Origin of the sequence: Ectopseudomonas toyotomiensis (assembly GCF_900115695.1) — a bacterium.
GTDB lineage: Bacteria > Pseudomonadota > Gammaproteobacteria > Pseudomonadales > Pseudomonadaceae > Aquipseudomonas > Aquipseudomonas toyotomiensis.
Window position 1 is genome coordinate 189,267 of the sequence record NZ_FOXK01000003.1, and the last position, 26,109, is coordinate 215,375.

44 protein-coding genes are annotated in these 26,109 nt (G+C 61.5%); 19 read left to right on the forward strand and 25 right to left on the reverse strand.

The genetic code is table 11. The features are described from left to right. The first annotated feature begins 217 nt into the window (after nt 1-217). Nucleotides 218-1,360, forward strand: coding sequence for a DUF5610 domain-containing protein (locus tag BM186_RS07135; protein ID WP_074914128.1), 1,143 nt, complete (start codon nt 218-220; stop codon nt 1,358-1,360). A gap of 48 nt (nt 1,361-1,408) precedes the next feature. Further along, entirely contained in the window at nt 1,409-1,645 is a 237-nt protein-coding gene (locus BM186_RS07140) for a glutaredoxin family protein (RefSeq protein WP_074914130.1), read from the forward strand. A gap of 208 nt (nt 1,646-1,853) precedes the next feature. Here BM186_RS07140 and BM186_RS07145 read toward each other — a convergent pair whose 3' ends face one another. From BM186_RS07145 to BM186_RS26250, 7 genes are all read right to left on the reverse strand, one after another. Continuing rightward, nucleotides 1,854-2,069 (reverse strand): hypothetical protein, encoded by a 216-nt coding sequence (locus BM186_RS07145; protein WP_074914131.1) that lies wholly within the window; start codon nt 2,067-2,069, stop codon nt 1,854-1,856. A gap of 287 nt (nt 2,070-2,356) precedes the next feature. Then, complete coding sequence (locus tag BM186_RS07150) at nt 2,357-2,920, reverse strand: DUF4406 domain-containing protein (protein WP_074914133.1); 564 nt, start codon at nt 2,918-2,920, stop codon at nt 2,357-2,359. Next, nucleotides 2,917-3,543 (reverse strand): phiTE_072 family protein, encoded by a 627-nt coding sequence (locus BM186_RS07155; RefSeq protein ID WP_074914134.1) that lies wholly within the window; start codon nt 3,541-3,543, stop codon nt 2,917-2,919. The genes BM186_RS07150 and BM186_RS07155 overlap by 4 nt, the downstream gene beginning before the upstream one ends. Further along, on the reverse strand, nt 3,540-3,767 hold the full coding sequence (locus BM186_RS07160) for a hypothetical protein (protein ID WP_074914136.1): 228 nt from the start codon (nt 3,765-3,767) through the stop codon (nt 3,540-3,542). Before BM186_RS07160 ends, BM186_RS07155 begins: the two co-directional genes overlap by 4 nt. Next, nucleotides 3,760-4,536: a DUF4406 domain-containing protein gene (locus BM186_RS26750; RefSeq protein ID WP_074914138.1), complete on the reverse strand. Its 777-nt coding sequence runs from the start codon at nt 4,534-4,536 to the stop codon at nt 3,760-3,762. The genes BM186_RS07160 and BM186_RS26750 overlap by 8 nt, the downstream gene beginning before the upstream one ends. 3 nt (nt 4,537-4,539) lie before the next feature. Beyond that, nucleotides 4,540-5,208: a hypothetical protein gene (locus BM186_RS07170; RefSeq protein ID WP_074914139.1), complete on the reverse strand. Its 669-nt coding sequence runs from the start codon at nt 5,206-5,208 to the stop codon at nt 4,540-4,542. Nucleotides 5,209-5,286: 78 nt separating this feature from the next. Further along, a complete protein-coding gene (locus tag BM186_RS26250; RefSeq protein ID WP_139228002.1) occupies nt 5,287-5,469 on the reverse strand; it encodes a hypothetical protein in 183 nt (60 codons plus the stop codon). Nucleotides 5,470-5,549: 80 nt separating this feature from the next. Between BM186_RS26250 and BM186_RS07175 the strand changes: the two genes are divergently transcribed. Then, nucleotides 5,550-5,804, forward strand: a complete 255-nt coding sequence (locus BM186_RS07175; protein WP_074914141.1) for a hypothetical protein — start codon at nt 5,550-5,552, stop codon at nt 5,802-5,804. A 186-nt stretch (nt 5,805-5,990) separates the two neighbouring features. Then, nucleotides 5,991-6,239 (forward strand): hypothetical protein, encoded by a 249-nt coding sequence (locus BM186_RS07180; RefSeq protein WP_074914142.1) that lies wholly within the window; start codon nt 5,991-5,993, stop codon nt 6,237-6,239. Between the two features lie 2 nt (nt 6,240-6,241). Here BM186_RS07180 and BM186_RS07185 read toward each other — a convergent pair whose 3' ends face one another. The 17 genes from BM186_RS07185 to BM186_RS07255 form a co-directional block, all read right to left on the reverse strand. After that, nucleotides 6,242-6,709 carry a hypothetical protein gene (locus tag BM186_RS07185; protein ID WP_074914144.1) on the reverse strand — a complete coding sequence of 156 codons (468 nt, stop codon included), beginning with the start codon at nt 6,707-6,709 and terminating at the stop codon, nt 6,242-6,244. Continuing rightward, nucleotides 6,706-8,610 carry a DNA cytosine methyltransferase gene (locus BM186_RS07190; RefSeq protein ID WP_074914146.1) on the reverse strand — a complete coding sequence of 635 codons (1,905 nt, stop codon included), beginning with the start codon at nt 8,608-8,610 and terminating at the stop codon, nt 6,706-6,708. The genes BM186_RS07185 and BM186_RS07190 overlap by 4 nt, the downstream gene beginning before the upstream one ends. After that, nucleotides 8,607-11,243, reverse strand: a complete 2,637-nt coding sequence (locus BM186_RS07195) for a DNA methyltransferase (RefSeq protein ID WP_074914147.1) — start codon at nt 11,241-11,243, stop codon at nt 8,607-8,609. Before BM186_RS07195 ends, BM186_RS07190 begins: the two co-directional genes overlap by 4 nt. Further along, on the reverse strand, nt 11,240-12,253 hold the full coding sequence (gene yejK, locus BM186_RS07200) for a nucleoid-associated protein YejK (protein WP_074914149.1): 1,014 nt from the start codon (nt 12,251-12,253) through the stop codon (nt 11,240-11,242). Before yejK ends, BM186_RS07195 begins: the two co-directional genes overlap by 4 nt. A 28-nt stretch (nt 12,254-12,281) precedes the next feature. Beyond that, on the reverse strand, nt 12,282-13,202 hold the full coding sequence (gene rdgC, locus BM186_RS07205; protein WP_074914150.1) for a recombination-associated protein RdgC: 921 nt from the start codon (nt 13,200-13,202) through the stop codon (nt 12,282-12,284). 10 nt (nt 13,203-13,212) lie between these two features. Continuing rightward, nucleotides 13,213-13,626 carry a hypothetical protein gene (locus BM186_RS07210; RefSeq protein ID WP_074914152.1) on the reverse strand — a complete coding sequence of 138 codons (414 nt, stop codon included), beginning with the start codon at nt 13,624-13,626 and terminating at the stop codon, nt 13,213-13,215. Nucleotides 13,627-13,641: 15 nt separating this feature from the next. After that, complete coding sequence (locus tag BM186_RS07215) at nt 13,642-14,136, reverse strand: zinc-finger-containing protein (protein WP_074914153.1); 495 nt, start codon at nt 14,134-14,136, stop codon at nt 13,642-13,644. Nucleotides 14,137-14,146: 10 nt separating this feature from the next. Continuing rightward, the gene (locus BM186_RS07220) at nt 14,147-14,731 is read right to left on the reverse strand and encodes a 3'-5' exonuclease (RefSeq protein ID WP_074914155.1); all 585 of its coding nucleotides are present in this window, start codon (nt 14,729-14,731) and stop codon (nt 14,147-14,149) included. Nucleotides 14,732-14,806: 75 nt separating this feature from the next. Next, complete coding sequence (locus tag BM186_RS07225; protein WP_074914156.1) at nt 14,807-15,874, reverse strand: DUF1351 domain-containing protein; 1,068 nt, start codon at nt 15,872-15,874, stop codon at nt 14,807-14,809. Between the two features lie 25 nt (nt 15,875-15,899). After that, entirely contained in the window at nt 15,900-16,670 is a 771-nt protein-coding gene (locus BM186_RS07230) for a hypothetical protein (protein ID WP_170063943.1), read from the reverse strand. Between the two features lie 10 nt (nt 16,671-16,680). Beyond that, a complete protein-coding gene (locus BM186_RS07235) occupies nt 16,681-16,911 on the reverse strand; it encodes a helix-turn-helix transcriptional regulator (RefSeq protein ID WP_074914158.1) in 231 nt (76 codons plus the stop codon). Between the two features lie 100 nt (nt 16,912-17,011). After that, nucleotides 17,012-17,152, reverse strand: a complete 141-nt coding sequence (locus BM186_RS26580; RefSeq protein WP_158234267.1) for a hypothetical protein — start codon at nt 17,150-17,152, stop codon at nt 17,012-17,014. Further along, nucleotides 17,145-17,537 (reverse strand): hypothetical protein, encoded by a 393-nt coding sequence (locus tag BM186_RS07240; RefSeq protein WP_074914163.1) that lies wholly within the window; start codon nt 17,535-17,537, stop codon nt 17,145-17,147. Before BM186_RS07240 ends, BM186_RS26580 begins: the two co-directional genes overlap by 8 nt. Next, entirely contained in the window at nt 17,530-17,757 is a 228-nt protein-coding gene (locus BM186_RS07245) for a hypothetical protein (protein WP_074914165.1), read from the reverse strand. Before BM186_RS07245 ends, BM186_RS07240 begins: the two co-directional genes overlap by 8 nt. Continuing rightward, complete coding sequence (locus BM186_RS26585) at nt 17,750-17,902, reverse strand: hypothetical protein (RefSeq protein ID WP_158234268.1); 153 nt, start codon at nt 17,900-17,902, stop codon at nt 17,750-17,752. The genes BM186_RS07245 and BM186_RS26585 overlap by 8 nt, the downstream gene beginning before the upstream one ends. Beyond that, nucleotides 17,899-18,258 (reverse strand): hypothetical protein, encoded by a 360-nt coding sequence (locus BM186_RS07250; protein ID WP_074914166.1) that lies wholly within the window; start codon nt 18,256-18,258, stop codon nt 17,899-17,901. The genes BM186_RS26585 and BM186_RS07250 overlap by 4 nt, the downstream gene beginning before the upstream one ends. A 147-nt stretch (nt 18,259-18,405) precedes the next feature. Next, nucleotides 18,406-19,038, reverse strand: coding sequence for a LexA family protein (locus BM186_RS07255; protein ID WP_074914167.1), 633 nt, complete (start codon nt 19,036-19,038; stop codon nt 18,406-18,408). Between the two features lie 116 nt (nt 19,039-19,154). Here BM186_RS07255 and BM186_RS07260 point away from each other — a divergent pair, with 116 nt between their 5' ends. From BM186_RS07260 to BM186_RS26255, 15 genes are all read left to right on the forward strand, one after another. Then, complete coding sequence (locus BM186_RS07260; RefSeq protein ID WP_074914169.1) at nt 19,155-19,400, forward strand: helix-turn-helix domain-containing protein; 246 nt, start codon at nt 19,155-19,157, stop codon at nt 19,398-19,400. A gap of 10 nt (nt 19,401-19,410) precedes the next feature. Then, a complete protein-coding gene (locus BM186_RS26590) occupies nt 19,411-19,584 on the forward strand; it encodes a hypothetical protein (protein ID WP_158234269.1) in 174 nt (57 codons plus the stop codon). Between the two features lie 19 nt (nt 19,585-19,603). Continuing rightward, nucleotides 19,604-19,792 (forward strand): hypothetical protein, encoded by a 189-nt coding sequence (locus BM186_RS07265; RefSeq protein ID WP_074914171.1) that lies wholly within the window; start codon nt 19,604-19,606, stop codon nt 19,790-19,792. Continuing rightward, nucleotides 19,779-20,759, forward strand: coding sequence for a DUF1376 domain-containing protein (locus BM186_RS26110; protein WP_083431572.1), 981 nt, complete (start codon nt 19,779-19,781; stop codon nt 20,757-20,759). Before BM186_RS07265 ends, BM186_RS26110 begins: the two co-directional genes overlap by 14 nt. Continuing rightward, the gene (locus BM186_RS07275) at nt 20,756-21,505 is read left to right on the forward strand and encodes a replication protein P (protein ID WP_074914172.1); all 750 of its coding nucleotides are present in this window, start codon (nt 20,756-20,758) and stop codon (nt 21,503-21,505) included. The genes BM186_RS26110 and BM186_RS07275 overlap by 4 nt, the downstream gene beginning before the upstream one ends. Next, nucleotides 21,495-21,668, forward strand: a complete 174-nt coding sequence (locus tag BM186_RS26595; RefSeq protein ID WP_158234270.1) for a hypothetical protein — start codon at nt 21,495-21,497, stop codon at nt 21,666-21,668. The genes BM186_RS07275 and BM186_RS26595 overlap by 11 nt, the downstream gene beginning before the upstream one ends. A gap of 2 nt (nt 21,669-21,670) precedes the next feature. Then, a complete protein-coding gene (locus BM186_RS07280; protein ID WP_099481803.1) occupies nt 21,671-21,886 on the forward strand; it encodes a hypothetical protein in 216 nt (71 codons plus the stop codon). Then, nucleotides 21,883-22,329: a hypothetical protein gene (locus BM186_RS07285; protein WP_074914176.1), complete on the forward strand. Its 447-nt coding sequence runs from the start codon at nt 21,883-21,885 to the stop codon at nt 22,327-22,329. Before BM186_RS07280 ends, BM186_RS07285 begins: the two co-directional genes overlap by 4 nt. Beyond that, complete coding sequence (locus BM186_RS07290; protein ID WP_074914177.1) at nt 22,322-22,636, forward strand: hypothetical protein; 315 nt, start codon at nt 22,322-22,324, stop codon at nt 22,634-22,636. Before BM186_RS07285 ends, BM186_RS07290 begins: the two co-directional genes overlap by 8 nt. Continuing rightward, nucleotides 22,629-23,195, forward strand: coding sequence for a hypothetical protein (locus BM186_RS07295; protein ID WP_083431573.1), 567 nt, complete (start codon nt 22,629-22,631; stop codon nt 23,193-23,195). The genes BM186_RS07290 and BM186_RS07295 overlap by 8 nt, the downstream gene beginning before the upstream one ends. Further along, nucleotides 23,192-23,629, forward strand: a complete 438-nt coding sequence (locus BM186_RS26830) for an XF1762 family protein (protein WP_241519844.1) — start codon at nt 23,192-23,194, stop codon at nt 23,627-23,629. The genes BM186_RS07295 and BM186_RS26830 overlap by 4 nt, the downstream gene beginning before the upstream one ends. Beyond that, the gene (locus BM186_RS07305; RefSeq protein WP_074914181.1) at nt 23,626-24,324 is read left to right on the forward strand and encodes a recombination protein NinG; all 699 of its coding nucleotides are present in this window, start codon (nt 23,626-23,628) and stop codon (nt 24,322-24,324) included. Before BM186_RS26830 ends, BM186_RS07305 begins: the two co-directional genes overlap by 4 nt. Then, the gene (locus BM186_RS07310; protein WP_139228003.1) at nt 24,321-24,575 is read left to right on the forward strand and encodes a hypothetical protein; all 255 of its coding nucleotides are present in this window, start codon (nt 24,321-24,323) and stop codon (nt 24,573-24,575) included. Before BM186_RS07305 ends, BM186_RS07310 begins: the two co-directional genes overlap by 4 nt. Further along, nucleotides 24,568-25,158: a hypothetical protein gene (locus BM186_RS07315; RefSeq protein WP_074914184.1), complete on the forward strand. Its 591-nt coding sequence runs from the start codon at nt 24,568-24,570 to the stop codon at nt 25,156-25,158. The genes BM186_RS07310 and BM186_RS07315 overlap by 8 nt, the downstream gene beginning before the upstream one ends. Nucleotides 25,159-25,242: 84 nt before the next feature. After that, on the forward strand, nt 25,243-25,710 hold the full coding sequence (locus BM186_RS26255; RefSeq protein ID WP_074914185.1) for a hypothetical protein: 468 nt from the start codon (nt 25,243-25,245) through the stop codon (nt 25,708-25,710). On the opposite strand, the gene BM186_RS07325 is transcribed toward BM186_RS26255, so the two are convergent. Then, the gene (locus tag BM186_RS07325) at nt 25,707-25,991 is read right to left on the reverse strand and encodes a hypothetical protein (protein WP_074914186.1); all 285 of its coding nucleotides are present in this window, start codon (nt 25,989-25,991) and stop codon (nt 25,707-25,709) included. The genes BM186_RS26255 and BM186_RS07325 overlap by 4 nt on opposite strands. Between the last annotated feature and the right edge of the window lie 118 nt (nt 25,992-26,109).

Genomic DNA, 26,109 nt, shown 5'->3' on the forward strand with positions numbered 1-26,109 from the left:
TTTAGTCTCGCGGGGCTTTGAGCGCGGTTGGAGCGTAGGTGAGGGCGGCCTCTAGATCGCGGTTGTCAGGGTTTTTCTGGGTTTGGCCATCGATCGGGAAAATCTCGCCGGAGCACAAACGAGCTGAGAAAAATCGACAACCGTTGGTCGATAAAGGTTAAAGCTTGCCTTTCAACGGCCGTTAAGTTCGGCAGATAACCTGTTTGGGTACCCAGTCATGAATCCTCTGAGCTCACTGAATTCCCCTGCTTCCCGCACTGCGCAAGCCGGCCAGGCTTTGGCGGCGCGCAGTAATGCCGCCGATGCCCAGGCCACCTTGGCCAATCGCCTCGCCGAGAAGCTCGGTGTGCCGCCGGGCTCGCTGTCTGGGTCACGTGATGAATACACCCCGGAGAAAGTGGCGGGGCGGATTTTGGGCTTCATCGAGCAGCGTCTGCAGAGCGAGGCCGCTGCTGGCGCTGATCCGGCCAAGTTGGACAAGCTGCTGTCCCAGGCGCGTGATGGAGTCGAGAAGGGCTTTGCCGAGGCGCGCAAGATTCTCGATGGCATGGGCGTGCTCAAGGGGCAGGTGGCCAGCGATATAGACGATACCTACAAGCGTATTCAGGATGGCTTCGGCGATCTCGACAAACGCTTCGGCAGCGCTGCCCCGGGTGCCTCGGACAATGTTGCGGTGGCCGGTTACAGCGAGCGTTTCAGTGCGTTGGCGGAGACCTTCGACCTGTCCGTCACGACCCGCGATGGTGATCGCCTGCGCATTTCCGTGGCGCAGGCCTCGGCCAGCTGGTCGCAGAGCAGTTTCGCCGCTTCCAGCGACGGTAAGGCCACCACTGTGGTGGGCAGTAGTCAGTCTGGCAGCCTGCGCATCGGTGGCTGGCAGGTGGATGTCGAGGGTGAGCTGGACGACGACGAGATCAAAGCGTTGGAGAAGCTTTTCAGTCAGGTGCAGGATCTCTCCGACAAGTTCTACGCTGGTGATCTGGCAGGTGCCTTCGACCGTGCCATGGCGCTGGATATGGACGGTGAGCAACTGGCTTCGATGTCGCTGCGCCTGACGCAGACCAGCGTGCGCCAGGCCACCGATGCCTATGGCGCCGTGGCTGGGCAGGGTGCCAGTGCGGTCAATGCCGGGCTGCAGGAATATGCTCAGGGCCTGCTCGATGCGCTGCGCAGTGCCGGTGATCTCGCGCAGGACGCTGGCGGTATGCTCAAGGAGCTGCTCAAGGGTGGCTTCTCGCTCGACGAGCGCTTCGATCTGCCGCGCCTGGAAAAGGCCGACAGCCTCAACCGCAGCCTGCTCGACGGCTTGCAGTCGCTGCTTGCCGGTCAGGCGGGCAACAAGGGAGCTGACGCGAGCTGATTCAGGCCGATGCTAAACTGCACACCTTGCTGATAGTGAGGTGCGCTCATGACGCCTGAATGCCAACTTTTCGGAACCCTGGGCTGCCATCTTTGCGAGGTGGCCGAGGGGCTGCTCATGCCATTCGTCGAGAATGGGCTGCTGGTCGAGTTGATCGATATCGCCGAGCACGAAGGGATGGTCGAGCAGTACGGTCTGCGCATTCCGGTGCTGCGCCGCTGCGACAGTGGAAGCGAGCTGAACTGGCCATTCGATGCCGAGCAGGTGGTGGCTTTTCTGAGCTGAAAGGCGCTACCGACAAAGCGAAGGCAATAAAAAACCCGCCGATTAAGGCGGGTTTTTGATTTGGTCAGAGACAGGATTCTAACGTCTTTTCCAACCGTATGTTCTATAAGCTTTTTTCGGTTGTTCTAATTTTCAGGCATACCAATAGGCATACCATTTCGTTTTTTCCTGCCTCCTTTTCTGACAAGCGGTAGGCGAGCCGCAAGGCTCAGCCCACCTCGCTCTGTTGATCTTCCGCCAGCCGGCGTTCGTGTTGCACCGCACCACGGGCATCACCCGTGGTGTAGAGGATTCTGCTGCAGATCTGGCGCATGTCCCCGCCAGCGAGCAGATCTGCTACCAGCATATCGATCTGGTCAAACGCGACTGTCGCCACGGTCGCTGTATCGATGATGCTGATCAGTAGTCCTTCGCGCGATTCCATAACTGCTCCCTAGGCTTGTCTCTCTAATTGGTATAACGCGCTGAGCAGCGTTTTTTCCGAGTGGCAGAAAAAATGCTCAGTTCCCGTCTTGGGATACCAGCCTATCGCCATCATGAAATATGCAACCCCTAGCTAGATTGGGCATTGCAGGCAGCTATGTCTGCGGACTATCGTCGGAATCAACTGTCTGCCGGTATTGATCGATGAAGTCGAGAATTTCCTTGCTTAGATCAATGGCGCGCACGCTGCTCGTTTGGCCGACGTAGCGCCGAGCTCTATCCAGCAACTCAACCGCTCGCGCCAACGTGATACCGGCCGCCTGGGCGTTGATCAGTTTCACTGCGTGGGACTGTGACATGCTCATGGTGCACTCTCCTGGCGATGATCTTCGCCGCTGGTGTGATCGTCATGCCGAGGCGTACCGCCTCCTGCCGTTCCCGCAATGCGCCACGCGACTCCGACCAGCCTGGCAGCAGGGCGATCGTGTCGCAGTTAGCCATCTGTGGGATGCACACGGCCATGTATGCCTCCCAGCTATCCTGGGGCGGGTTCTCGGCTGGGTTCTCGACGTGATAGCCGAGGGCGCGCAAGCGGGCGGCCTCGGCGTTGAATGCTGGATAGTTGAAGTCGGGCAGCCCCGTCATCGGTCCGCTCAGGTAGATCCGGTGCGGTGCAGTTGCGGGTGACTTCGAGGGCACCACATTGGCACCCTTGACGTACTCGGTGCAGATCACGATCGCGTCAGTACCATCCTGGCGATGGATAGGCATCGTCTCGAACGGCAAAGCGCTGCAGTCCTCCCAGAGCTTGGTGCAGGCGCGGCAGCGGCCGGCCTTGGGTTGGTGGTTCATGCCGCCTCCTGTTTCTGCTCCAGCCCCTGTAATGCGTCACGAACAGCGGAGACGACGCGAGTCAGGTATTCGTAGCGCGGGTTGGGTGCAAAGGCATGATCAGATACCGCGTAATGCCATTCGCTACCGAACAGGGCTGTCAGCACCTCGTCAGCCTCGCGGCTGTGCATCAGCGACTCAGGACTTTCGAACTGCTGCAGGCATTCCGCGTCGTCGTAGATTCGGCGTGCCTCGTCTTGGTCAAGGTGGCCGCATTCGTAGCGCCAGGCTTCACGCCCTCGCCGGCAGCCAACGGCTATCTTGCGCACGGCTTTCGCCAACGCCTCGCCAGAGAAAACCGTTGGTTCCAGGCCAACCCCTCGCCGCAGGCAGCAAACCACATAGTCGACGCTCTCGTCGGCCACGAACTGCGCCACAGTGCGGTCGCCCATGCTGCCCCAGTACGTCGCCCAGGACTCGCCGTAGCATTCGATAGTGATCTTGCCCTGGCGTGACTTGCGGCCTTCGTTCTCGGCGCGCACGCCAAGGTCTTCGATGAACACGGTAACCGGGTCGAGCTTGTAGGGTTCGCCCATAAGGTCAGTGATCAGCAGCTTGGTGACGGTAGTAGATTCGATCTTCATACCTGACCTCCGGTAGATAAGCGTTTCAGTTCCTTGACCAAGGCAGGCAGGGTCTCGGTCTGTATCAGCAACTGGCGGCCTTCCTGGGTAAGGACCAGCAGGCCGCTGGCGTCGCGCTCTACCAGAATGGCCGGCTCGCCAGGGCCGCGATCGTCGAGATAGGGCTGCCAGATCACGGCCTGAAGGGCGCAGTTCATGACGGTGGAGGTGATGGGCTTATGCATGTCGAGCTCCGATCTGGTCGAGGCCCTGCTGGGCGCGCCACTCTTTCACTGAGCCGTCGCCATCGAGCACCACGCGGGCGGCCATCACGGCGGTCTGAATCGCTTCCTTGCGGACGTTCGCCGCCGGCTCGTCGAGCATGGCCTTGATCAGCTCGCCGAACTCTTCCGCCAGGGCCAGGCCCATGATGCGGTCGCCGGGGAACTTTGCCCGGGCGCGCTTCAGTTCGGCGCGGATCTCGTCGAGGAATACCTCGACAGGGTCTGGCTTCGGCTCGGCCGCCAGTTGCATCATTAGGAAGTCAGCGCCTTGGTCGATCATCAGGTCGGCGGCGGGCTCGGCACCGTGGGCGTAGCGGATCTTCATGCCAAGTGACTTGGCGATGTGCACTTCGAGTTTGGCGCCCCGACTCTTCTGCCAGCCTGGCAGCAGGTGGATAGCTTCACAGGTGGCCAGGCGCCAAATGTCATAGCGCAGGTAGTCGGCCCACTCGCCACCGTCGACGTGGCCATGGTCTGCCGGGTTTTCAACATGCCAGCCAGCGGCGCGCAGGCGCTCGGCCTCTGCATTGAAGGCGGGGAAGTTGAAATCTTCGTAGCCGGTCATTGGGCCGGCGACGTAGACGCGGCCGGCGCGCTCAGTGGAGAGCGTGATCTTGCTGAGCGCCTGCAACTGGGTGACTAGGTTGGCGGTGCAACTGTGGCTGCCGTTTTGGCCATGCAGCCAGGTGTAACCGCAGGTGCAGCAGGTGTTATGGGCTGGGGTATTCATGGCTTACTCCCACCCATGCAGGTAGGCAGGCTCGGTGAGCTCGTCCAGTTCCTGGCGCAGGGTCTTTTCGAGGGGGACGGTCTTGCCTTCGTCTTGGTCGAAGGCCTCTGTAGAATCGAGCAGAGCGTCACTGACAGCGACCACCTCATTGACGGTGAACTCGTCGAGCTCGTAGCCGTTGTAGGTGCACAGCACCTCGATCGCGCCGGACGGGTCGTAGGCAGCAACGATGTCGTTGTCGCCAACTTGGTAGGCGATCAACCGCTGCACCTCCAGGCTTTTGCCGCAGTGGTGGCAGAAATAGGCGCTGTTTTCCTCGGGCGTGGTGCCGTCGGTGAAGTGCCAAGTCTGGCCACAGCCGGTTTCGTAGAAACCGCTATCCTGCTCGCGCTTCCACAGGCAGAAGGGAGTAGTAACCTGCTGGTTTACAACTGCGCCGCCATTCATGCGCGATTCGATCATCTGCCAGGCTACCGGGTACTCCGGCCAGTCGCTCTCGATAACCAGGCACTCGCGGCCTGGTAAATGTTCTGCCAACTTCTCAATAGCAAGCGACAGCTCCACCTGCAGGTAGATAGGTGCTGCTTTCAGGTCGCTCCGCTTGATCACGATATAGCGGTCTTCACGCACGAACTCAGTTCGCGGTGCATTCGTTTTTTCCTGTTCGTTCATGGTTCACCTCACGGTGTGGGATAATCGATGTCTGGCCTGGCCGGTGGCATCGGGCAGGGAAGTCCGGCCGGGCTGGTTTCAGCGGTTCTGGCGCAGGTCTGCGAGCTTGCGCGTCAGATCCATGGATGCGCGGCGCAGAGACCCCGACTCGCGCGGGTGGCGCTTGGTGGGTTCCTTCTTCTGCAGCTTCCGGAGCGCCCTGGCTTCACGAAGGCAGCGATGCAGTTCAACAATCATTTGGTCGAGCGTATGAGCGCGCACGGTGATACCTCCCGTTGGCGAGGTGGGTGGTTGTGGGGTAGTGTCGGATTGCCGGCATGGGGCCGGTTTAGGAGGGTTCTATGGCTAAGGATTACAGCGCGGGACGGTATAACGTCTATCAGGGCAGAGGCCCAAGCGCGCCACTTATAGGGCGTATTGATGAAGACGAGTTTGTCAGAAGTAACGGCAAGCTTATCTACCGCGTGGACGGTGACGAGTTCTACGACATGAGCGGAAACTTCATCGGATCGATTGTTGAGGTCGATGGTGTTGGTCTTGTAATCGGCCAAGGTCAGGGAGGGGAGACCTGCCATTTCATGATCATGGACGAGTGACGAACCATGGCGGGGTTGCAACTTGGCTCCGTCATTTTTTTTGCACCGCGGGCACGGGCATACGCCGATGCGTCGACCGGTTTCGCGGCAGTCGGTAGGGGTGTTGAGCGCGTGCCGTGCATCGGGAGCCGATGACGGATTGCCAGGTGCGTGCAAGAATACTGTTTTTATATCCAGTACTCTGCCATGAACTACAGACTCCCTGACTTCCGCCCGGTCACGAAGGGCGAACTGCGAAAGATCTGGGCCGAGAACCCGGAAATGCGCCGGCTGGTGCTCGAAGTCGAGCGATACCGGCGCGTGATGGTCGAGGTTGAAAGCATGTACAGAAGCGCGCATGAGGCCTGGCGCAACAAGGGCGGTGGGCATCTGGTGGCGTTTCACCGCTTCAAGATTCTCTTGAGCGAAGAGCGCAACCGGGGCGCTGACGATTAGGTTCATGCGCTCACCTGCTTGACCTGATTCCAGGCGCCGACCAGATCGAAGATCCGGTAGGCCTGGTCTTCGGTCAGGGATACCTGGGCAGGAATAGCGATCCAGCCAGAGCCGATAAGGTGGCGCGGGTTGCAGGTGGCGCGCTGGTCGAGCACGCATGTTTCGATCACGTCAGTCAGGTGCGCGGCCAGGTAGTTTCCATCGGGCATGGCCTCGATGCTCTTCATGTATCGATTACCCGACTGATCCAGGCACAGGCCCGCTACGTAGATCGTCCAGCGGTGCGGGATATCGCACAGGGCGTTGGCCACCTGGCGGCCAGGCGGAATGCGTTTGGCCAACTTCCAATTGACCATCCCCTGCCAGCCCGACGGGCTGATGCAGACGACGGCAACGTGGTTGCTGCTCAGGATGGCCCGGCAGGATCGCTCCAGCCGGGCGCGCGGGTTGTTGGGCTTGCGGCGTTTCATGGCTGCAATGCCTTGGCTTCATGGCCGGCAGTCTTGCGTTCGCGCCGGCGGCGCCATGGATCGTTGGCGCGCGCGAATGCCGCCATGGTTCCAGGGCTGACGCTGTTGCCGCACATGTGCACCTGATCAGACTGACTGAAGCGGCGGCCATCGTGGCCATGCTCGATGATGTAGCTGTCGGGGAAGCCCTGAGCGCGGTACAACTCGCGAGGCTTGAGCATGCGCAGGCGGATATCGACGATCACGTAGGGATCGCCACTGATCCAGACGGTGACCAGGGCCAGGCGATCCTTGGTGGTGATGGTGGTCAGAGGTGAATCGCAAGCAGCCCACTGGCCTCCAGTTGAGTGGTAGCGCATCAGGAACGCGGAGCACCACAGGGCGCCTTCCAGTTGTTCTTCGGTGAGCGTTCCACTCAGCAGATCTGCAGCGACCAGGCCGTGGTGCTGGCCGCCAGCACTCAGCGTGCGCAGAGGCTCGTCTGCCGGGCGCGAATCGCAGTTGGCGCGCAGTTGCACCAGATTGGCGGCGACGAGCTGCTGCTGGCTTCCGCGGTTGGTGATGGTGCTGACTGGGGCATCTGCAGGGCGGCTGTGCATGGTGTTGTAGCCACCGTTGGCCTGGGCCAGAAATGCAGTTGCCAGCGCGTGCTTGCCGCCACCGGCTACGACTGTGCCAAGCGGCTTGTCCAGGCCAGGCACGCGCGGCGCCTGACCGTCTCGCTCGCCATAGCCAACCTGAATCAGCGAAGCGCTGGCCAGGCCAAGTGCATGGGCGGCGCCGGCCGGTCGCTTGTAGTCGCCGCCACTGGTGATGGTCGGCATCGGCTGGTCAACTGGCAGGCCTGCTGCATCGAAACGGAATTTGACCAGGTGGGGCATGGCCAATGCGAAGTGACCGCCTTTCGGCCACGCGGTGATGGTGTTCAGCGGCTTGTCGACGGCGTGCACCGTCTCGGTCGACCAGTTGGCGATCGGTACGATGAATGGCTGTGCGCGTTCGATGACTTCCTTCTTGATGCCGAGAGCAATGCGACGGTTCGTAGCTTCGGCCAGTGGACGTTTACGGTTGCGGATCGAGGTGCCCAGGTCGCTCCAGTCGATGCAGTCCGCCGCGGTGCGATAGGCCTTCTGGCCTTTGCCCGGCTTCTTCGCGTGCGATTCAACCGGGCGCACTGGTTCCAGGCCTTCGGCGGTAGCGATCAGGTACAGGCGCTGGCGGGTGGTGGGGTCGCCATAATCGCAGTTGCGTTCGATCCACCACTGGACGTGGTAGCCGAGGCCTTCCAGCTCACGGACGAAGCGGCGCCAGATACGGCCCTTGTCTTGCGGATCGGGCACGAGGAACTGCTCATGTCGCGGAACGCGCTCACCGACTGCGGCAATGGAGCCGTCGAGTTTCACAACGCGCCCGGTGTCGCGATCACGCTTTGCAATCAGGCGACCCCACTGGAGGATCTGCTTGACGTTCTCCAGGCTGATCACCCAAGGGCCTTTGCCCTGGCGGCGAAGCTTGCCTGCCCACTTCTTCACTACCCAGGACAGATCACGGATCTCTTTCTTGCGCGGCTGGCCGCCAACTGCCTGGCTGAAATGGCGGCAGTCCGGCGATGCGTGCAGCCAGCCGACCACGTTGCCGCCGGTGCTTTCCAGGGGATCAACGCCCCACACGTCGGTTTGATAGTGTTCGGCGTGAGGATGATTGGCGGTGTGCATGCTGATCGCCGCCGGATTGTGGTTGATGGCGATCGCCACCTGGCGGCCAAGCCCTTGCTCCAGACCAGTGCTGGCGCCACCGCCGCCGGCGAACAGGTCGACGATGATCGCGTCGTCATCCTCGCTCAGGTGCAGGCCGTACTGGGTCGAGAAGTCGATCGCTGCTGATTGGTTCAGGGAAGTCATTCGGCGGATTCCTTGGCGATATCGTCCTGCTGCTCGGCATCGAGCAGGGCGAAGAGGTCGGGCATGGCCATGTCTTCCTCTGCGCCTTTGCAGTAGCCGGCGCCGTCGAGGAAATAGCGGGGGTTCAGTTCGGAGGCGATCGCTTTGCGTTTCAGCTTCAGCGCGCGGACGGGTACCGTCATGATCCCGCCGAAGGGGTCGTAGACGGTTTCGCCCTCCATCGAGTACTGGACGATGGCGCGGTCGACAATGTCGAACTGCAGGGGGCAGAGGTGCATTTCCTGGCCCTTGCTGTACTGCTCGGCGTTCAGCGTGCGCATGCGGGCAACGTCGGTCCACACATCCGGGTGCCAGGACTGCGGAGGCAGCAGCATGAAGCCGGTCGGCAGCTTGCCGGAGACTTCCAACGATTCGCCGATGGTGACGTGGTGCTCGAAGTCGTAGACGGTGGACAGGCTGTAGTCGCGGTAGAGCTTGAACATCACGTCATGCGCGATGCCTTCGAAGTCGGCTTCGGTCAGCGGGCGATTGCCGTTGCTGCGGGTGAAGCCGTGGGCGTCGAGCTGCCAGCGGGCGCGGCTGTAGCCGTTGCCACGGGTTACGGTCAGCTTCTTGTCCATGGCGAAGGGCACGATCTGGCCGTTTTCGTCGATGCACAGAGGCTTGGCCTTTACCACCGGGATATCGCCGTAGGCGTTGCTGGTGTCGGTCGGTGGCTTGCGGAAGATCAGCAGGTATTCGGGCATGCCGACGCCCATCTTCGTGCCGTCTTTGCATTGCTCGGTCCAACTGAGGCGGTAGGTCTGGGCGTTTTCGCGCACCACGTCGGTGACGATGGTCTTCATGCCCATGTATCCCCAGCCGTGCTTGGTGAAGTGCTCGACCACTTTCATGTGGAAGGGGTACACGGTCTGGAAGCCCAGGCCGGTCATGCCACCTGGCACGATGCGGTCTTTCACATGGATTAAGGCCAGGCGCCCGGGCACGGTGGCGCGCAGCAGTTCGGGCGTCAGGTAGTCCATCTGCTCGAAGAAATGTTCGTTGCTGTCGGTGTGGCCAAAGTCGGCGTAGTTGGGCGAGTACTCGTATTGGGTGCTGAAGGGGATGCTGGTGACGGTCAGGTGAATGCTGTTGTCGGCAAGGCGGCGAGCCTCGTCGACGCAATCGTTGTTCACGATGCGATAGTTCTGGCCGGTGATCTCGACGCGCTCGACGCCCATGGCGCGGGTGAGCTGCTGAGCCATGGCGGCCACTGACAGGCCGTACTTCTTGATAATCTCGGTCATGCGCTGAACCATGGTGTTGTGCTGCTGCCACTTCCTTTCCAACTGACGGCGAATGTCGCGCTCGGCCTCGGTGTAGATCAGGTCGATTCGCACGCGGCCGAGCTGCAGGAAGCGGTGCAGGCGGTGAATGGATTGGATGAAGTCGTTGAACTTGAAGCCGATTCCCAGGTAGATGGCCCAGGAACAGTGGCGCTGGAAGTTGCAGCCGCTGCCGGCGATGACGGGCTTGGCGGCGAGTTCGGGAAACTTGCCGTCGCTGAAGTCGATGATCGCGTTCTCGCGCTCGTTGATATCCTGCGAGCCGTACACGCTGACGACAGAGGGAATGGCTTTCTCGATCGCGTGGCGCTCGGCCTCGAGGTCGTGCCAGATGATGCGGTGGGCGTCTGGATCCTCGGCGCGCAGTTCCAGCATCTTGGCGACGCGGGCGGTCAGGCTTTCGCGCTTCTCGGCTGCGGCGTCCTGTACGCCGATGGCGGTGTTACGCAGCAGGCGGCCCTGGCCGTTGCGTTCGTGGCCGGCGTTGGAATGGTCGGATGGCACCTCATGCCAGCGAATGTCGAGCTCTGGCAGGTCGTAGCCTTCGTCACTGAAACCCAGGTCGCTCGGGCGCTGAACGAAAATCCCCCAGGACGCGACCCACATCCAGAACTCGGCTTCTTTGTGGGCGTGGATGGTGAGCTGGTCGGCGTGCTCGCTGTTGCGCTTGAAGAAACGGGTCTTGGCCTGGCCAACATCCATCACACCCAGGAAGGCCGAGTAGGCGAGCATTTCGATGTATTCGTTCGGGCTCGGTGTGGCCGTGGCCACGTACCGGTACCGGACACCCTCAGTGCGGACGCCGTTGGCGCGATCGTCGCCGGCGAACAGCGCCATGAACTCTCGGAAGGTCTTCGACCCGCCGAACCCGCGCAGACAACTCGCCTCGTCGAGGCTGGCCACGCTGAACAGGCGAGGATCTAGCTTGCCGTCGCGGACTGTCTCGTAGTTGGTCAGGTAGATGGTCTGCTCGTCCTCCACCTCTTCGAAGCGGCGAATGAATTTCACCGTGATACCCAGCTTGGCGGCGTCGCGGACGAACTCCTGGCGCACGCCGAGCGGCAGGGTGATCAGCGCATAGCCACCGGCCAGCTGGCGGGTGACGCGCACCACTTCCAGTTGGATCATCGACTTGCCCAGGCCGAACGCGGCGAAGCACGCCGCGCGGCCCTGGCGAACCATCCATGCAGCGATGGCGCGCTGGTGGGGCTTGAGCAGTTCATGGAAGGCAGACGGGTCGACCTCGAAGCCTTGCGGCTCAGCCAGGCGCACTTTCTGCTGCAGGAACTTCTCGTAGCAGACGGTCATGCCGAAGCCCCTGCGCGTTTTATTTGGTCGGCCAGTTGCTGCGGTACCTGATGAATCACCAGTTGGTTACGCGCCTGGTCAAACTCGACCTTGTTGCCCAACAGACCGGCGTCGAAGCTGATCGACAAGCCGTCGGTGCGGCCGGTGAAGCGCTTGAACTGGGTCAGGGTGCGCTTGTCTGCCGGAAATACCGGTGACATGCCGTAGTCTTTATTGCGGATGAAGTCGTAGAAGGCGGCCGGGCGATCCTCGTCTACCAATGCGGCCAGTTCTTCCAGGCTGATCGGCTCGCCCAGCTTGGCCTGACTGGTGGCGTAGCCCACCAGGGTGTTGGTCTTCTCGCGGGCGGACTCTTCCGGCAGATCCTCGCTTTCCACGAAGTCGCTGAACGCCTTGAGCAGGGTGCGGGTTTCGCCAGGGGCGTCGATTCCTTCCTGGCAACCGATGAAGTCGCGGAAGTAGTCGTAGACGCGGCGACCACCCTTGCCCTTGAGGAACGAAATGTACTGGCGCGAGTTCGGGTTGTTGCGCCACTCGCTCAGGTTGATGCGTGCGGCCAGGTGCAGTTGGGTCAGGTCGAGGTGCTTGGCTGGCACAACCTCGAGGTCTTCGGTGATCGTCACGCCATCGCTGTGATGCAGCAGGGCGATGGCCAGGTAGTCGGTCATGCCTTGCTGGTAGTGAGTGAACATGGCGTGGCCGCCAACGGTGAGGTTGGATTCCTCCATCAGCTTCTGCAGGTGTTCGACGGCCACACAGCTGAAGGCGACGAAGTCCTGCTTGCCATCGAGGTAATCGCGCAGCCAGCCGCTGAGCGGGTAGGCGCCGGACTCTTCATGGAACAGACCCCAGGCCTTGCCGGGCTTGGCGTTGTAGGCTTCGTTCAGATCGGTCAGCAGGTTGTCGCGTGCCTGCGAGTCTGGCAGTTCACAGTCGCGCACATGCAGCACAGAAGGGCTGCCGTCGGGCTTCTTGTCGATCAGGTGGATGATGCTGTGACGGATTGGCATGGTGATTTTCCTGTTCGCTGCTGGCTGGTCAGATACCGGTGGGCACTTCTTCGCCGCCCAGGGCGGTGAGCAGTTCGGGCACGAACTCGCGGAAGGTGCGCATCATCAGGAAGAAGCTGGCGGACTGCTGGGAGAGGGCGTCATCGCCGCCGTCCTGCGCGGCCTGATCGGTCAGCAGGTCTTCGAAGCGCAGGCGCTTGATCTGCAGTTTGTCGTCGATGATGAAATTCAGCTTGTCCCGCCAGGCCAGGGATAGCTTGGTGGCCAGCTTGCCGGTGGAGAGGTGCAACTGGATCTCTTCGCTGGTCAGATCCTGATGCTTGGCGGCGATGCTGCCTCCCTCGGCGTGGGTGTCGCGCAGGTCGCATTCATCCAGCACGAAGAAGCCTTCGGCCGCGCTCTGCTGCTTGAGCCAGTCGGTCAGGGTGGCGGTAGGGGCGATCTTGACGGTGATGGGGCGTACCGGCAGCGAGCCGATCGCCTCGCGCAGGGTCGACAGCAGATCCTCGGCGCGCTTCGGTGAACTGGCATCGACGTAGATCAGGCCGGCGACCGGGTCGATCGCTGCGAAGGTGCTCGACTTGCGGATGAACGCGCGCGGCAGGAAGGCCTGCACGATCTCGTCCTTCAACTGGTCGCGTTCCTTCTTGTAGACCTTGCGCATCTGGGTCGCTTCGATCTCGTCGACCTTATCCTTGAGTGCGTCGCGCACCACGGAGCCAGGCAACATGCGCTCTTCTTTGCGGGCGCTGATCAACAACATGCCTTCGACCGCGTGCACCAGGGGCGCGTCATCGCCCTTGCCGAGCGGCGCTGCGAAACCATAGGTGGTCAGCTCCTGGCTTTCGCAGGGGCGGGCGGGCTTGCTGGCCAGAGCGACTTCCAGCGCTTCGGCAGCCAGGTCGATGGCTTGTGTGATGCGGTAAATCAGTAGGCTACGGAACCACATGGCTGTTTCCTCAAGCGGCTTTAGGGGATTTGGTGGCGAACTCGAAACCGTGCTTTTTGCCCATGCGCTCAAGGCGCGCGGTGCCAATTTCGAGTGCGCGGGAGGCGGCGTACTTGGATACGCCCAGGCCGGCCATGGCGCGGGCGCGCTCGATCAGGGCGGGGCTATCAACGACAACGGCACCGATGGGGCGACCGCCTGCCTTGCGGTGGGCTTTCGCGGCCTGCTCATGACGGCGGGCCTCGGTGATGATCGTCATGCCGGGAGCAGTCCACTGGCCACTAACCAGCGGACGCTTCTCGATCGGTGCTTCAATTGCCTGCGCGCCCCGGGCCTGGAACTCGGCCACTCGGTCAGCGAGCCATTCACGCTCGGCTTCCTTGGATGACGGGGACGGCAGGTTGAGTGTTGTTTCGTGGTGCATGGCGATCTCCTGGGTTCAGGCCTTGCGGCGGCCGGTGGTGGCCATGAACTGCTCGCATACGGTTCTGGCGCGGTGGCAGCGCTCGATATCGAACAGGCCGAAGTGGCATTCGGATGCCTGGATGCCGAGCTGGCGGGTCAGCCAGGCATAGGCCCCGTCACGGGTCATGTGGCCCTCGCGCCAGATGCGGTTGAAAACGCCCTTGCTGCTGTTGCGGGCATTGCGCAGTGGTTTGTTGGCCAGCGTGCCCAGCGGCAGATCGGTACCCGGATGCAGGCCGACGTAGGCGAAGCAATCCATGCACAGATAGGCATAGGGCCAGTCACCGAAGGACTTGCCGTTGTAGATCTCGGAGTTCTCCACCAGGCGCACGCGGTCGCCGTTGCAGCAGTTGCAGGAGGTGGGGATGGGGAAGGCATCCTTGATCTTGAGCAGCCGGCGACGGCTCACTACTGGCAGCGGAGCCGGCGGCACAATGCGTTCTGGGCTGTTGGCGCGAGGGTCGATCATGGCGTCGGCCTCAAGCAGCGGCCGGCATGGCCACGCCCATCAGGGCGAAGTACACGCGAGCGCAGGCAAGGGCATCGGGCATGGCGCGGTGGGCTTCCACCAGGTCTTCGCCAGTGAAGTGCTTGTAGGCCTCGGCCAGGCTGGGCAGCTTCTTGCCGGGCAGGTTCAGCACGGGGCGCGACTCGTAGCAGGTGCAGAACTTGGTGGTGGATTCCTTGAAGGAATCGGCCAGGTCTTTGCCGTGGTAGCGGGCAATGGCGATGCGCGCGATGCGATCGTCGAAAGTGGCGTTGTGGGCGGCGCGTATGCTGGCGCGGGCGTGAATGGCCAGGAAGCCTTCGAGCGCTTCGATCTCCGGAATACCCTCGTCCATGGCCTGTTCCTGGCTGATGCCATGGATCTCGGTCATCTCCGGCGAGATTTCCCAGCCGTTCGGGCGGACGATCGCTTGATAGCGGTCGATGATGTTGCCTTCGGCGTCGCAGAGCAGGGCTGCGACTTCGACGATATGCGGCTGGTGGCCGGCTTCGCTCGGTTGTTTCCAATCCGGAATGCCAGTGGTTTCAAAATCGAATACGTTGATGTTCTGAGTCATTTCGCGTGCTCCAGGGTGTAGGAACCCCAACCCACGCCGGATGGCCCGGCGCGGTCGTTTATTCAGGGTTTCGGGTTAGGCGGCGTGGGTGGCCGGTACCGGCTGGGCGACGACGCCAGGCAGTTCCAGACCGTTGCGCTTGTCGTTGGCCAGGCTGTCGAGAGCGGCCTGGTCGACGATCAGCAGATCCTCAGTGCCGAAGCCGGCGGCGATCGCGGCGATCAGTGCGGACTTATCGGTAACCACTGCGTGCCATGGGCGGTTGTCGGGCTTGGCCTTGCTGGTTGCAGGAGCCGGTTTTGCTGCGACCACTTCGGTTGGCGCTTCGACCTGGGCGACTTCGGCGGCAGGTGCTGGCTGTTGCAGGGCGGCCTGGGCACGCTCCAGCGCTTCACGCTGCTGGCGCATTTCGTCTTGCTGACGCTGCATTTCCTGCTGCTGACGCTTAATCTCGTCCTGCTGGCGCTGCATTTCGGCTTGCTGCTCGCGCAGGATGCGATCGTTCTCTTCCTGCTGTGCCTTGAGTTGGCGTTGCAGTTCGGCGCGTTCTGCTTCAGCCTGCAGGCGTGCCTTCTCGTTTACCTCGAACTCCAAGCGCTCGCCCAGCATCTGGGTCAGTTCGTTCATCGCTGCGTCTTTGGCCGCTACGGCTTCGCGGGTGAGGTCGAAGTAGTCGTGCATGACGTCGATCTCGCCGACGCGATCAAGCATGGATTCGATCTCCTCGCTGCCCTTGCCGCGCACCTGGCCAGGCATGGCCTTGATGGCGTCGACCTTTTCCTGCAGGCGGGCGATACGCTCCTGGCGCTCGCGCTCGACACGGTCATCTACCTCTTTCTTCGCGACCTTCATCGGCTCTTCCAGGGTGGTGAGTTCGACGGTGATACGCTTGGCTTCGGTGTCGATGATCCGTCCTGCCTGCAGGTAGGGTTCTTTCACCTCTTTGCGGACTGCCTCGAGGCGGGTGCGTAAGCCGGTCAGTTCCTTGATGCCTTCCTTCACGAAGGCATAGCCTTCTTCGGTGTTGGCATCAGGCACAACCTGATACTTCTCGCGCAGTGCAGCCAGGGCAGCGTCGGTTTGGTTGAAAACGGCAATGTTCACGGTGCCGGTTTCGATGTTCACGTCGTTCATGATGGTCATGTCTGCTTCTCCGTGGTGGGCGGGGTTACTTACCGGCCGGGTACTTGTCGTTGAGGAATTGCAGGCGCTCGTCGGCGGCCTCGTTGATGCGGTGCTCTACGTCGGCGGGGTCGTAGTTCACGACCTTTGCTTTCTCGCGAGCCTTCTCGCAGATGGTTTTGCGCATGGCTTCCAGCGAGCGCTGGTTGTTGGTGGCGGCAATCACTTCGATCTGGGTTTCAACCCATGCGCGGAAATCAGCCTTGGCCTCATTCATGACCTCCTGCTTGCCGTCTTCGCCGGCTTCCTCCAGGCGCTTCTTCAGCTCAAGGCCTTGGAGGTAGATCTCGTCCTCGAACATGCCCATATGCACATCAGCGCAGAAGCCGATCAGGCTCAGGCACTTCTTGATGGCGTCGGTGAGGCTCTTCTTCGGGGCATCGAAGTCGGTGTAGGCACCCCACTGGCTGCTGCGGACGAACGGGGTGTGCCCGTATTGAGTGACGTTGTTCCGCTTGCCGCCATGCACGTACCAGAGCTTGAGCAGGATGGTGTGCATCTGCTCATGGGCGATCACTTCGCCCGACTTCTTGTCTCTGATCGGCGCGCCCTGGTCGAAGCGATCCACAAGGATCTCGTAGCCCCAGCCCTTGCCGATCGGGCCGAAAGTCTCGGTGGCGCGCTGAACGACATACATGCCGTTGATGCTGGTGACCGGGCGGCCCTCCAGATCCTGGGTCTTGGTAAACGCCTTGTCGGTGGTCTTCACCGATTCCCACAACGCCATCTTCGGCGCGACTTTGTCCTGAGTTGCCATGGTTGCCGTCCTACTGTTCTTCGCCGTCGTTGGCGGGGTTCATGCGCTTGTTGATCCAGGCCTGCACTTCGTTGGCCGAGAAGCAGATGGGAGAGCTGCGCCCTGTACCCATCAGCTTCCGCTTGGCCGGGAAGTCGCCGGCATCCATCAGCCGATACACCGAGGCGCGGGAAAGGCCGGTTCTTTTCAGCACTTCGGGCAGGCGGATCAGGCTGTCCGGTGCTGTGGCTGTTGTTGTCATGCGGGCGGTACTCCGTACTTGATCAGTGCTGCTGCCAGTGCTGCGCCCCAGATGGCGAGCCACACAGCGGCGGCGCGCAGGGTTTCTTTCGTGAAACGGCTCATGCCGGCACCTCGCAGGTGATGAACCAGGTGCCGTTACGGCGGACGGTTCGCTTGATCTGTCGGATATCGGTCACGCCGGCGGCAGTGGCGCGGGCGAACGCATCGGCAAAGCAGCGGCCTGTGAAAGGGCTAGGCATGGTTGATCCCCTGTTCCGCCATGGCCGTTTTCGCCGGCTCACACATGCAGTGCCGACTCTTGCTGCCGTTTAACTCCGGGTCGCACGCTGGGTTGCAGGGCGGCCATGCCGAGGTATCGATCGGATTCGCCGGTTTGGCTTTTTCCGAATCGCTCGGCGTGGTCGGCAGCAATCCTTGGCGCTTGCCGATGACGATCAGATGAGCCTGGTAGTCGTCGAACTCGGCATCGCTGATCAGGCCAGTGGCATAGGCCAGCTGGTTCATGCCGTCGGCGTATTCCTTGGCCATGGCCTGAATCAGGATCGGTTGATTGGCTGCTAGCAAAAGCTTGCCGATCGCCTGGGCGATAAGGAGTTGGGCCTTGGTCTTCTGCCAGTCAGACATAAGCCACCTCGGAATCACGAAGTGCTGCCTGGGCTTCACGCTTCAGTTCGCTGTGACGACGAGCCATATCGCGTGCTTCGTCCTTGCGGCCGGCTGCAGATGCTTGGAGAGCCCAGCGCTTGAAGTCCTCGGCCATGAACATCAGGTCAAGGTGCTTCGCGGTCTTTTCAGAAATGAACTGACCAGTAGCGGGGGCGCGGTAGTTGGCTGCCTTAGACATAAGCCACCTCCGCATCCTGCTCGCGGCACTCTGCCAGCCAGGCTTTGTCATCCTCTTGCTCGGCCAGCTCTTCATCAGTGAGCGGGTCGAGGTAGTTGGGATCGCGCGGGTCGAGGTTCCGGCGCCAAGCATCGCTGCGGATCATTGCGGCAGACCCAGTGCTTCGAACTTGGCGCCGATGATGCGGCGCTCGACTTCTTCGGCCACGAACAGCGGGCGGCACTTCTCGACATGCTCGGTGACCAGCTTGTCGGCCTTCTTTTGCTCGGCCTTGTCGCCAACGATGCGGGAGACGCACAGGGCATAGCTGGTGGCTTCATCGAAGCGATCGGTGCAGAACTGGGTGAAGGCGTGGCAAAGCTTTGGTTCGCCCTGCTGCAGTTCGTTCAGCACCTGGCGCTGCATGATGCCCAGTGCACGCTTGCGGATTGCCTCACGCTCCGGCAGACCCGGATACGGAAGCGGCTGTGCGCTGTTGATCTTTTCGGGATGCAGATACATTCTAGACCTCGCAAATTCTGCTTAAAGAGCAGATTTATGGTTTGCATTATGAGCAGACTCAAATCTGTGTCAAGAGCAGAAAATCGAAAGGTCGCAAAAAAAAGCCCGCTCAATGGCGGGCTTGGTTTGTGCGGTTAGTGGTGGGGGCTAGATCAGAGGCTCATGCTTGGCGATCGCGACACCGCAGATCTCTGCATTGCCGTTGATGGCGAATATGCGATCTGGCCAGGACGGATTCAGGGCCATAAGGAATCGCTGGCTACCCTCAATAAGCAACTGTTTGAAGGTGGCTTCCTGGGTGTCGGTGAGCTTGGCCACGATCAGGGACTTGTGAATCGCATCCCGATCCGGGTCGACAAAGATGATATCGCCATCGTTGAAGGAGTGGCGTTCGCTCGGGTTGTACATGGATAGTCCGCGCACCCGGAGGGCGAAGGTCCGCGGCCCATGGGCTGCGGGGCAGGGCAGCCATTCTTCGGCGTCGCCAACCGCGTAGATATCAGACACTTCACTCCAGCAGCCGGCCTGAACCCAAGAGATCAGTGGGACTCGTCCTTTAACGTGCAGGGCCTCGCTGACATTCGTGTCGAAGCCCTGAGATCCGCTTAAAGAGATATCAAGGAGCTGCAGGATTCTCTCTAAGAGATCCTTGTTTGCCCCCTGCATATCACGCTCCAAGCGAGAAAGGTTGCCGGTGTCAGTACCCGCTTCATGGGCGAGACGTTCCAGCGTCCATTTCTTCGCTTTGCGTGCAGCTCGAATAGTTGCGCCAATCTTCATACGCCAATTTTCCTTGAGTCCAGCGCAGACGACAAAGCTTGTTGCGCAGATTCTGCTTGCCGTGCAATCTGCTTATAGAGCAGAATATTTTCAGGAGACCACCTAGGAGGTGTTGCATGTCCCCTTTGCGAAAAGCACGCAAGCAGCGTGGATGGCGTCTGCAGCACGTCGTCGACCGTTTGCACGAAATCAACTGCAGCCTGGATACCGGGAACCTCTCCCGTATTGAGCGCGGCAAACAAACCGCTTCGCCGGGGCTGGCCGAGAAGCTGTGCCTGGTATTCGGCGGCGAACTGACAGAACTCCAGATCTTGTACCCAGAAAGGTTCATGGATCAGGTGCCAGCCCAAGAGGTGGCGTAAGGAGTTCTGCATGTTTCCCCCGGTGAAGCACAACGAAATCAAGGCGCGTTTCGACGATGAAACCCTCGATCGCATCGAGGACCAGTGCCGCAAGCAGCGGAAACGCCGCGCGGTGCTGGTGCGGGAAATCGTCGAGCGTTGGCTCGACGAGGAAGAGCGTAAAGCAACCAGTGCAGCGGCCTGAAGGCCCTCGGGAGGCCCTTATGGGCATGACAACACCAACACCGGAACAGATCGACGATCTGGCGCGCGAGTCGATGGCGGAAATGCCTGCGGTGCAGCGCATCAGGCTTGAGCACTACGCGCGCAGCAAGGGCATTACGCCCGAACAAGCGACAGTGCAAATCGTCACCGACTACCTGGCTGCCGAGGGTGCTGATGACAGCCACTGATCTGCCGGCGCCGCTGGTGCCTGCTGACGTTGATCTTCGCGGGTTGCCGTTCATGCCGCTGGATGTGAACCGGCTACGTGACAGCGACCTGGCGATCGAGGCGAGCGGTGACGAGTTCCGCGCCGCGGTGCTGCTGTGGTGCGCAAGTTGGAATCAGGTACCGGCCGGTTCTCTGCCGGATGCCGAGCAGGCCCTGGCTGCTTATGCAGGGTTCGGCCGTGACCTGAAGAGTTGGAAGAAGGTGCGCGATGGCGCGCTGCGAGGGTTCGTGAAGTGCGCAGACGGGCGCCTGTATCACCCCGTTGTCGCTGAGAAAGCGATCGACGCCTGGGCGCAGCGAGTCGAGCACCGGGCGGCGAAGGAGAGCGAGAACAAGCGCAAGGAAAAGGAGCGGCAAGACCGGGCGCAGATGTTCGCAGCGCTGCGCGAGGCCGGCCAGGTGCTGCCGTACAACACGCCGACCAAGGCGCTGCGCGAGGCATTCGCCGCACTGGAGTTGCCGGACTCAGGCGTGACAAGTCACGGACCTGTCACGGTGACATGTCACGCACCTGACACGGCTAAGAGAGGGACAGGGAATAGAGAGGGAGAGGGACAGGGAATAGAACCCCCTATAGCCCCCCTTGGTGACCAGTCACAGGGGCAGACGGCGAAGAAGCCGGCAGCGAAGGCCAAGGCGGAAGGCGCACGCGCCAAGCCGAAGAAGCCGCTGCCGCTGCCGTTCGTGGTGACGATCGAAATGCTGGATTGGGCGAAGGAGAAGGCGCCCGACGTGAATCTGGATTGGGAGCTGGAGCAGTTCCTCGACTACTGGAAGGGCAACGGCAAGCCAATGGCTGACTGGAAGGCCACCTGGCAGCGCTGGATGCGGACTTCGCAAGCGAGGCTGGTTGAAAGAGGCCGCGGCGGTGCCGCGAAGAGTAATTCGAACAATACGCGCTGGATCGAAGAGGACGACGGTGTATGAAAACCGCGACCGATGTGCTGAAGACTTTGCCCAACCTGCCTGCTGAGCAGGTCCGCGACAACGTGGCCAAGAAGCCGAACGCCGAGACTGCGCTGATCGTCAACAAACTGTTCGACGAGCTGAAGAGTATTTTCCCGGCGTGGCGCCAGGCTTGGCCGAACGATGCCGCAGAGAACCGCGCCAAGCGTTCCTGGGTGAAAGGGTTTATGCGCTCGGGGATCAACACCATCGACCAGCTGCGTTACGGCATCGAAGCCTGCCGCGCACTCGAAACCGACTTCGCGCCCAGTGTCGGCAAGTTCGTGAAGCTGTGCACGCCGACTGCCGAGGATCTGGGCTTTCCCGCCGACGATATCGCCTGGCGTGAGGTGGTGCGCCACTGCGCGAACCCTGGCCGACACAACTGGAGCCATGAGGCTGTGCGCCTGGCTGGCAGTGCTGTCGGCTGGTTCAACCTGCGCTGCAGCAGCATTCCCGAAGAAACCCTGCGCAAGCGTTTCGACCATGCGTACTACCAGCTGCGCCGCCGTGAATCGCTCGGCCTGCCGCTGGAGCCGCCGCGCCAGGGCATCGAAGACCAGAGCGAAGGCCGCGAACTGACGCCAGAGCAGGCCGAGCGCCGCGGCGAACGGTTCGTACAGCGCGTCATGCGCGTGCAGGGCCTGGACAAACTCACCGGAGAACAGGCCCGCCAGCAGTTGCTGGCCAAGCTCCGCATCCGTCGAGGTGACAGCCATGAAGCTTGAGCGCCGCCTGCAGAGCGATCTGCGGGAGTCCGTCGATTTCCTGCTCTCCCGCAACTACTGCGTAGCGCGTGAGGGTGACCAACTGATTCTGATCCGTGGCCATCGCCGTGTGCTGGTGGCCGACGGGCGTTTGGCCGTGATCGGCCGGGGAGGTGTGCGGTGAACATGATTGCGCAGATTGGACACTTCGACCGCGTCGGCTACCTCGAAGGTCGCAAGCACGCGCTCGATATCGTTCGCGATGGTCGCCTGCTGCTCGAATTGCAGGGCGGCAGACCTCAACTGGTCGACCGGCTGCGCCAGTGCATGCAGTGCAAGCCTGCCAGCTTCGCCAAGGGTGTGGAAAGCATCATCGCCCTTGTGCAGGAGGTGGACCAGTGAACGCAGAACAGCAACAGCGCCTGCGCGAACTGGCGTTGATCATGCTCCGCGATGCGCACGGCGAAGACTTCACCGCCGAAGAGGCCGCGATGCTGCCGGCGCAGATCGAAGAGTACCAGTGCCTGAGCGAAGCGCAGAACATCCTGTCGCTGCTGGACGAGGTGATGGCCCTTCGCATGGTCATCAGCGACTGCGCAACTGCGTGTGGTGCTGCTGTTTCGCCTGACTGCACCCTGACGTTCATGCAGCAGTTGCCTGGCGAGATTGCTGCGGTGATCGGCCGGCTGCAACTGGACAAGGCCCGTCTCGACAGCGGCTGCATCGTCACCAATGACCGTAATGAGTTCGGCGAAAGCTATAAGACCGAGCGCCGCGGCATGAACCTTCGCGCGAGTATCGACGAAGCCATGGCCATGCATGCGAGGGACATTGCCAATGGCTGACGTCCTCGCATTCATCGCCGCCCTGCGCGACGTGCACCCGGATATGGCCAGGTACGGCCTGAATGGAGGCTGTTTCCGGGTCTATCTGCTGCTGAAGCAGGCATTCCCTGATGCCGAACCTTGGTACGACAGCGCCCACGTACTAACCAAAATCGGCGACCAGTTCTACGACATTCGCGGCCAGGTAGAGCCGGTGAGCATCGGCGAAGTCCCGTATATGCGCATGGACCCGCTGTGTTTCAACCGTGCCTATGGCTGGGATCAGCCTGCCCTGAACACAGATCAGCAGGGGGTGCGCCATGGGTAAGGCAGCGACAGCCACAACACCAAAGGCCGAGACACCAGAGGCCAAGAAGAAGCGCCAGGCGCGTGCCCAGCGCCCGATATATATGCGCTTGCGCAAACTGATGGACCCGCAGACTGGCGAACTGATCGCTGGCTTCTGCCCTGACAGCAGCATTGACCAGTACCTGTGCCGCGAGCGCCAGTATCGCATTGGCGATCAGGTCCGCTGCGAGATCAAGCAAGCGCGCAACGTGAAGTTTCACCGTCTGGTGCACGCCCTCGGCCGGGTGGTCGCCGAGCAGGTCGACAAGTTCCAGGGCCTCGACGCCCACACCACCATCAAGAAACTGCAACTCGACGCCGGCGTGTGCTGCTCGTTCGAAGCCTTCGACATTCCCGACCTGGGCCGCGTAATGCGCCAGGTACCTGAGTCGATCGCCTTCGACTACATGACCGAAGAGCGCTTCAAGGAGTTCTGGCGCGGCATCTGCCAGCACCTGATCGAGAATTACTGGCCAGGCCTCACTGAAGAAGCGATCGAGAACATGACCGGCCTGATGCCTGGGGAGCGTGAGCAGTGAACATCGTGCCCATGACCCTCGCCGAGGCGAACTCTTTCGTTGAGCGGCACCACCGGCACCACGGTCGTGTGCAGGGACACAAATTCAGCATTGGCCTTGCTGTCGGCGACCAGATTGTTGGCGTGGCGATCATTGGTCGCCCTGTCGCGCGCCACATGGATGACGGCGCGACTCTTGAGGTTACCCGCTGCTGCACCGACGGCGTGCGCAATGGATGCTCGATGCTGTATGGCGCCGCCTGGCGGGCTGCCAAAGCGCTCGGGTACCGCCGACTGATCACCTATGTGCTGGCCAGCGAGCCAGGTGCAAGCCTGCGCGGCAGCGGCTGGAAGCTAGTCGGTGTGCGCGGGGGCGGCAGTTGGAACTGCCCAAGCCGGCCGCGAGTGGAGACGCCAAACCAGGGGCAGAAGCACCTGTGGGAGGCCTCTGTATGAAGCGCACCGAACTGAAGCGCAAGACGCCGCTGAAGGCCAAGGCCAGCGGCATTGCCGAGCGCAAGCCCCGCCAGCGCAAGTGCGACAACCCAGCCTGCGACGTGAAATTCACGCCCAAGATCGGCCAGAAGGTCTGCTGCTGGCAGTGCGGCCTGGCGATCGCTGATCAGCCTGCCAACCAGAAGAAGGCGCGCATGGCCATCGATCAGCGCGAGCGTCGCGAGATCAAGGAACGCCGGGAAAAGCTGAGAAGCCATGGCGATTACGTGCAGGAAGCCACCAGTGCCGTGCAGGCGTACCGCCGGGTTTATGAGCTGTCGATCGGTAGCGGCTGCATCAGTTGCGGAAAGAGCCAGGCAGAGATCGAAGCCGCCCAGGGCTGGAAAACAGGCGGCGCATGGGACGGTGGCCACTTTCTCAGCAAGGGCGCGCGGCCAGAACTGCGCTTGGAAGAGAACAACATCTGGCTGCAGTGCAAAGGCTGCAACGGTGGCTCAGCCAAGTACGCCCGCAAGGGTGAATCGGTGCGCAACGGCTTCCGTGCTGGCCTGATCGAGCGTATCGGCCTCGAGGCTGTGGAAGCGCTGGAAGCCGATCACCGTCCCCGCAAATACACCATCGACGAACTCAAGCAGATCACCGCCCATTACCGGGCGCTGCTGCGCGACCTGAAAAAGCAGGAGACTCAACTGTGACCAGACCGAAGAAATACATGCTCATTCAGGTTCCTTCCTGGGCGGTGTGGGTGCTGGTGGTGCTCTCGGTGATAACCGGCACTGCGAATCTCGCTCGCACCGTTACCGGCTGGTACCAGCATCAGGATCAGTCCACTGCATCCGAACAATGCCGCCAGATCGTCAAGGGAACCATCGGTATCGAACTGTCGGAAGGGATTCTGTGTGTGCGTCCGGTTCACTTCATTGGCCAGGGGGTGGGTCATGAGTGATTCCGTATCGATCTACAAGCTGGGCATCTACGGCAAGGCCTACGACGTGCCAGGTACCTGCCGTGCGTACACCTACCAGTACCAGCCGGACAACCAGGGTGCCTGGCGGCTCGGTGAGGCAATGAGCATCGCCAGCAAGGCCGGTGGTGGCGACTACATCGATACCGGTCTTGGCCTGCTCAAACAGTTGGAACTGAAAGGGTACGGCGTCTATGAGCTGGAGGAAGCTGGGGCGCCGGAAGAGGGGCAGGCTCCGGTGGCATATTGGGACGTATCGCAAAGCCTTGTGCACATGGCATGCCAGCCATTCAACCAGGGCGAGAAGGAGTCGATGGCGCATTGCCGACCACTCTACACGGCCCCGCAGCCTGCCCAGGTGAGCCGCATCCCTGCCGGTCTATACGCCGAACTCGAAGCCCTTCGCACTCTCCGCGACGCCACTGGCGTGTACCTACAGGGCTACATGCGCGACGAGATCGAGGATGAAGAAAGCTGCTCTGCCGACCAGCACGATGCCGCCTGCAGCGTGAAGGGAGCGCTGGATAACGCCAGGGAGCTGGAGTGGAAGGGCGGCGACAAGTGAAAGACCCAGTATTCCAGGCCTGGCTGGCCGAGCAGTACCGCATCCTGCGTGAGCAGGGGCTGATTCGTTAAGTGGGAGGGGACCATGCGCGAAGACGTTCTGTGTGCTGCAGATCTTCCTGTGCGCCTGTCGCTGGGCGGGCGTGTGGTTCAGGTATCGATGGAAATGCCGGCGCGTGATTGGGCTGCGCGCTTGGGGATTGCGTGGGACACGGTACGCCAGCGGCGGTACCGGGGGGATTCATGGAGTGATGCATTCCAGCCCTACCTGCGCAGGACACCTTTCAACAGCCCTATGGCGGTACCCGCGCAACTGCGGAAAAAGATGACCATCAACGGAGCAATTCAGATGACGACCCTTGAAATCAAGATCCCGCCGGTAGCGCATGTTGTGGTGACCGGAGTTCCAAACGGCGTTAAGTCGGCAGTTATGCAGCGTATCCAGCAGGTGCTGGCGGAAGAGTTCGGCGCAACGACTACGGTGGCGATGCCGGCAGAGCCGGCAACACCGGATGACGTGAAAAAGTCCCTTTGGGTGCTGAGCGAGGCCTAGTCAGGCTTCTCTTCAAGATGCAGCACGATCGCGTCGTCGGGCTCTTCGTCCTCGGCGCGGTCTTTCAACTGCTGCAGTAGCGCCTCGAGCTTTTCCAGGCGGCCATCGGCGAGGCTGCCGGCGAGAATCGCGTCATTCTCGCCTTCGGCGCCCAGGCTGATGATCAGTAGGGTTTCCGGCCCTTTCTCTTCAAATGCAGCGCCTGCCAGCGCCATGGCTTCGGTCACGGCGAAGTACTGGTCGTCGCTCACCTTGTCGATGTTGAACTTCTGCTGCCCCATGGGTGATGCCCTCTTTGTGAGTGAGGTTCCGACGCTATGTCACGCGCTGGAATCTGCAAGCGCTTGCCGACCGCTTCCAGTGACATAGCGTGGCCTTCCATGCACATGAAGCCAGCAC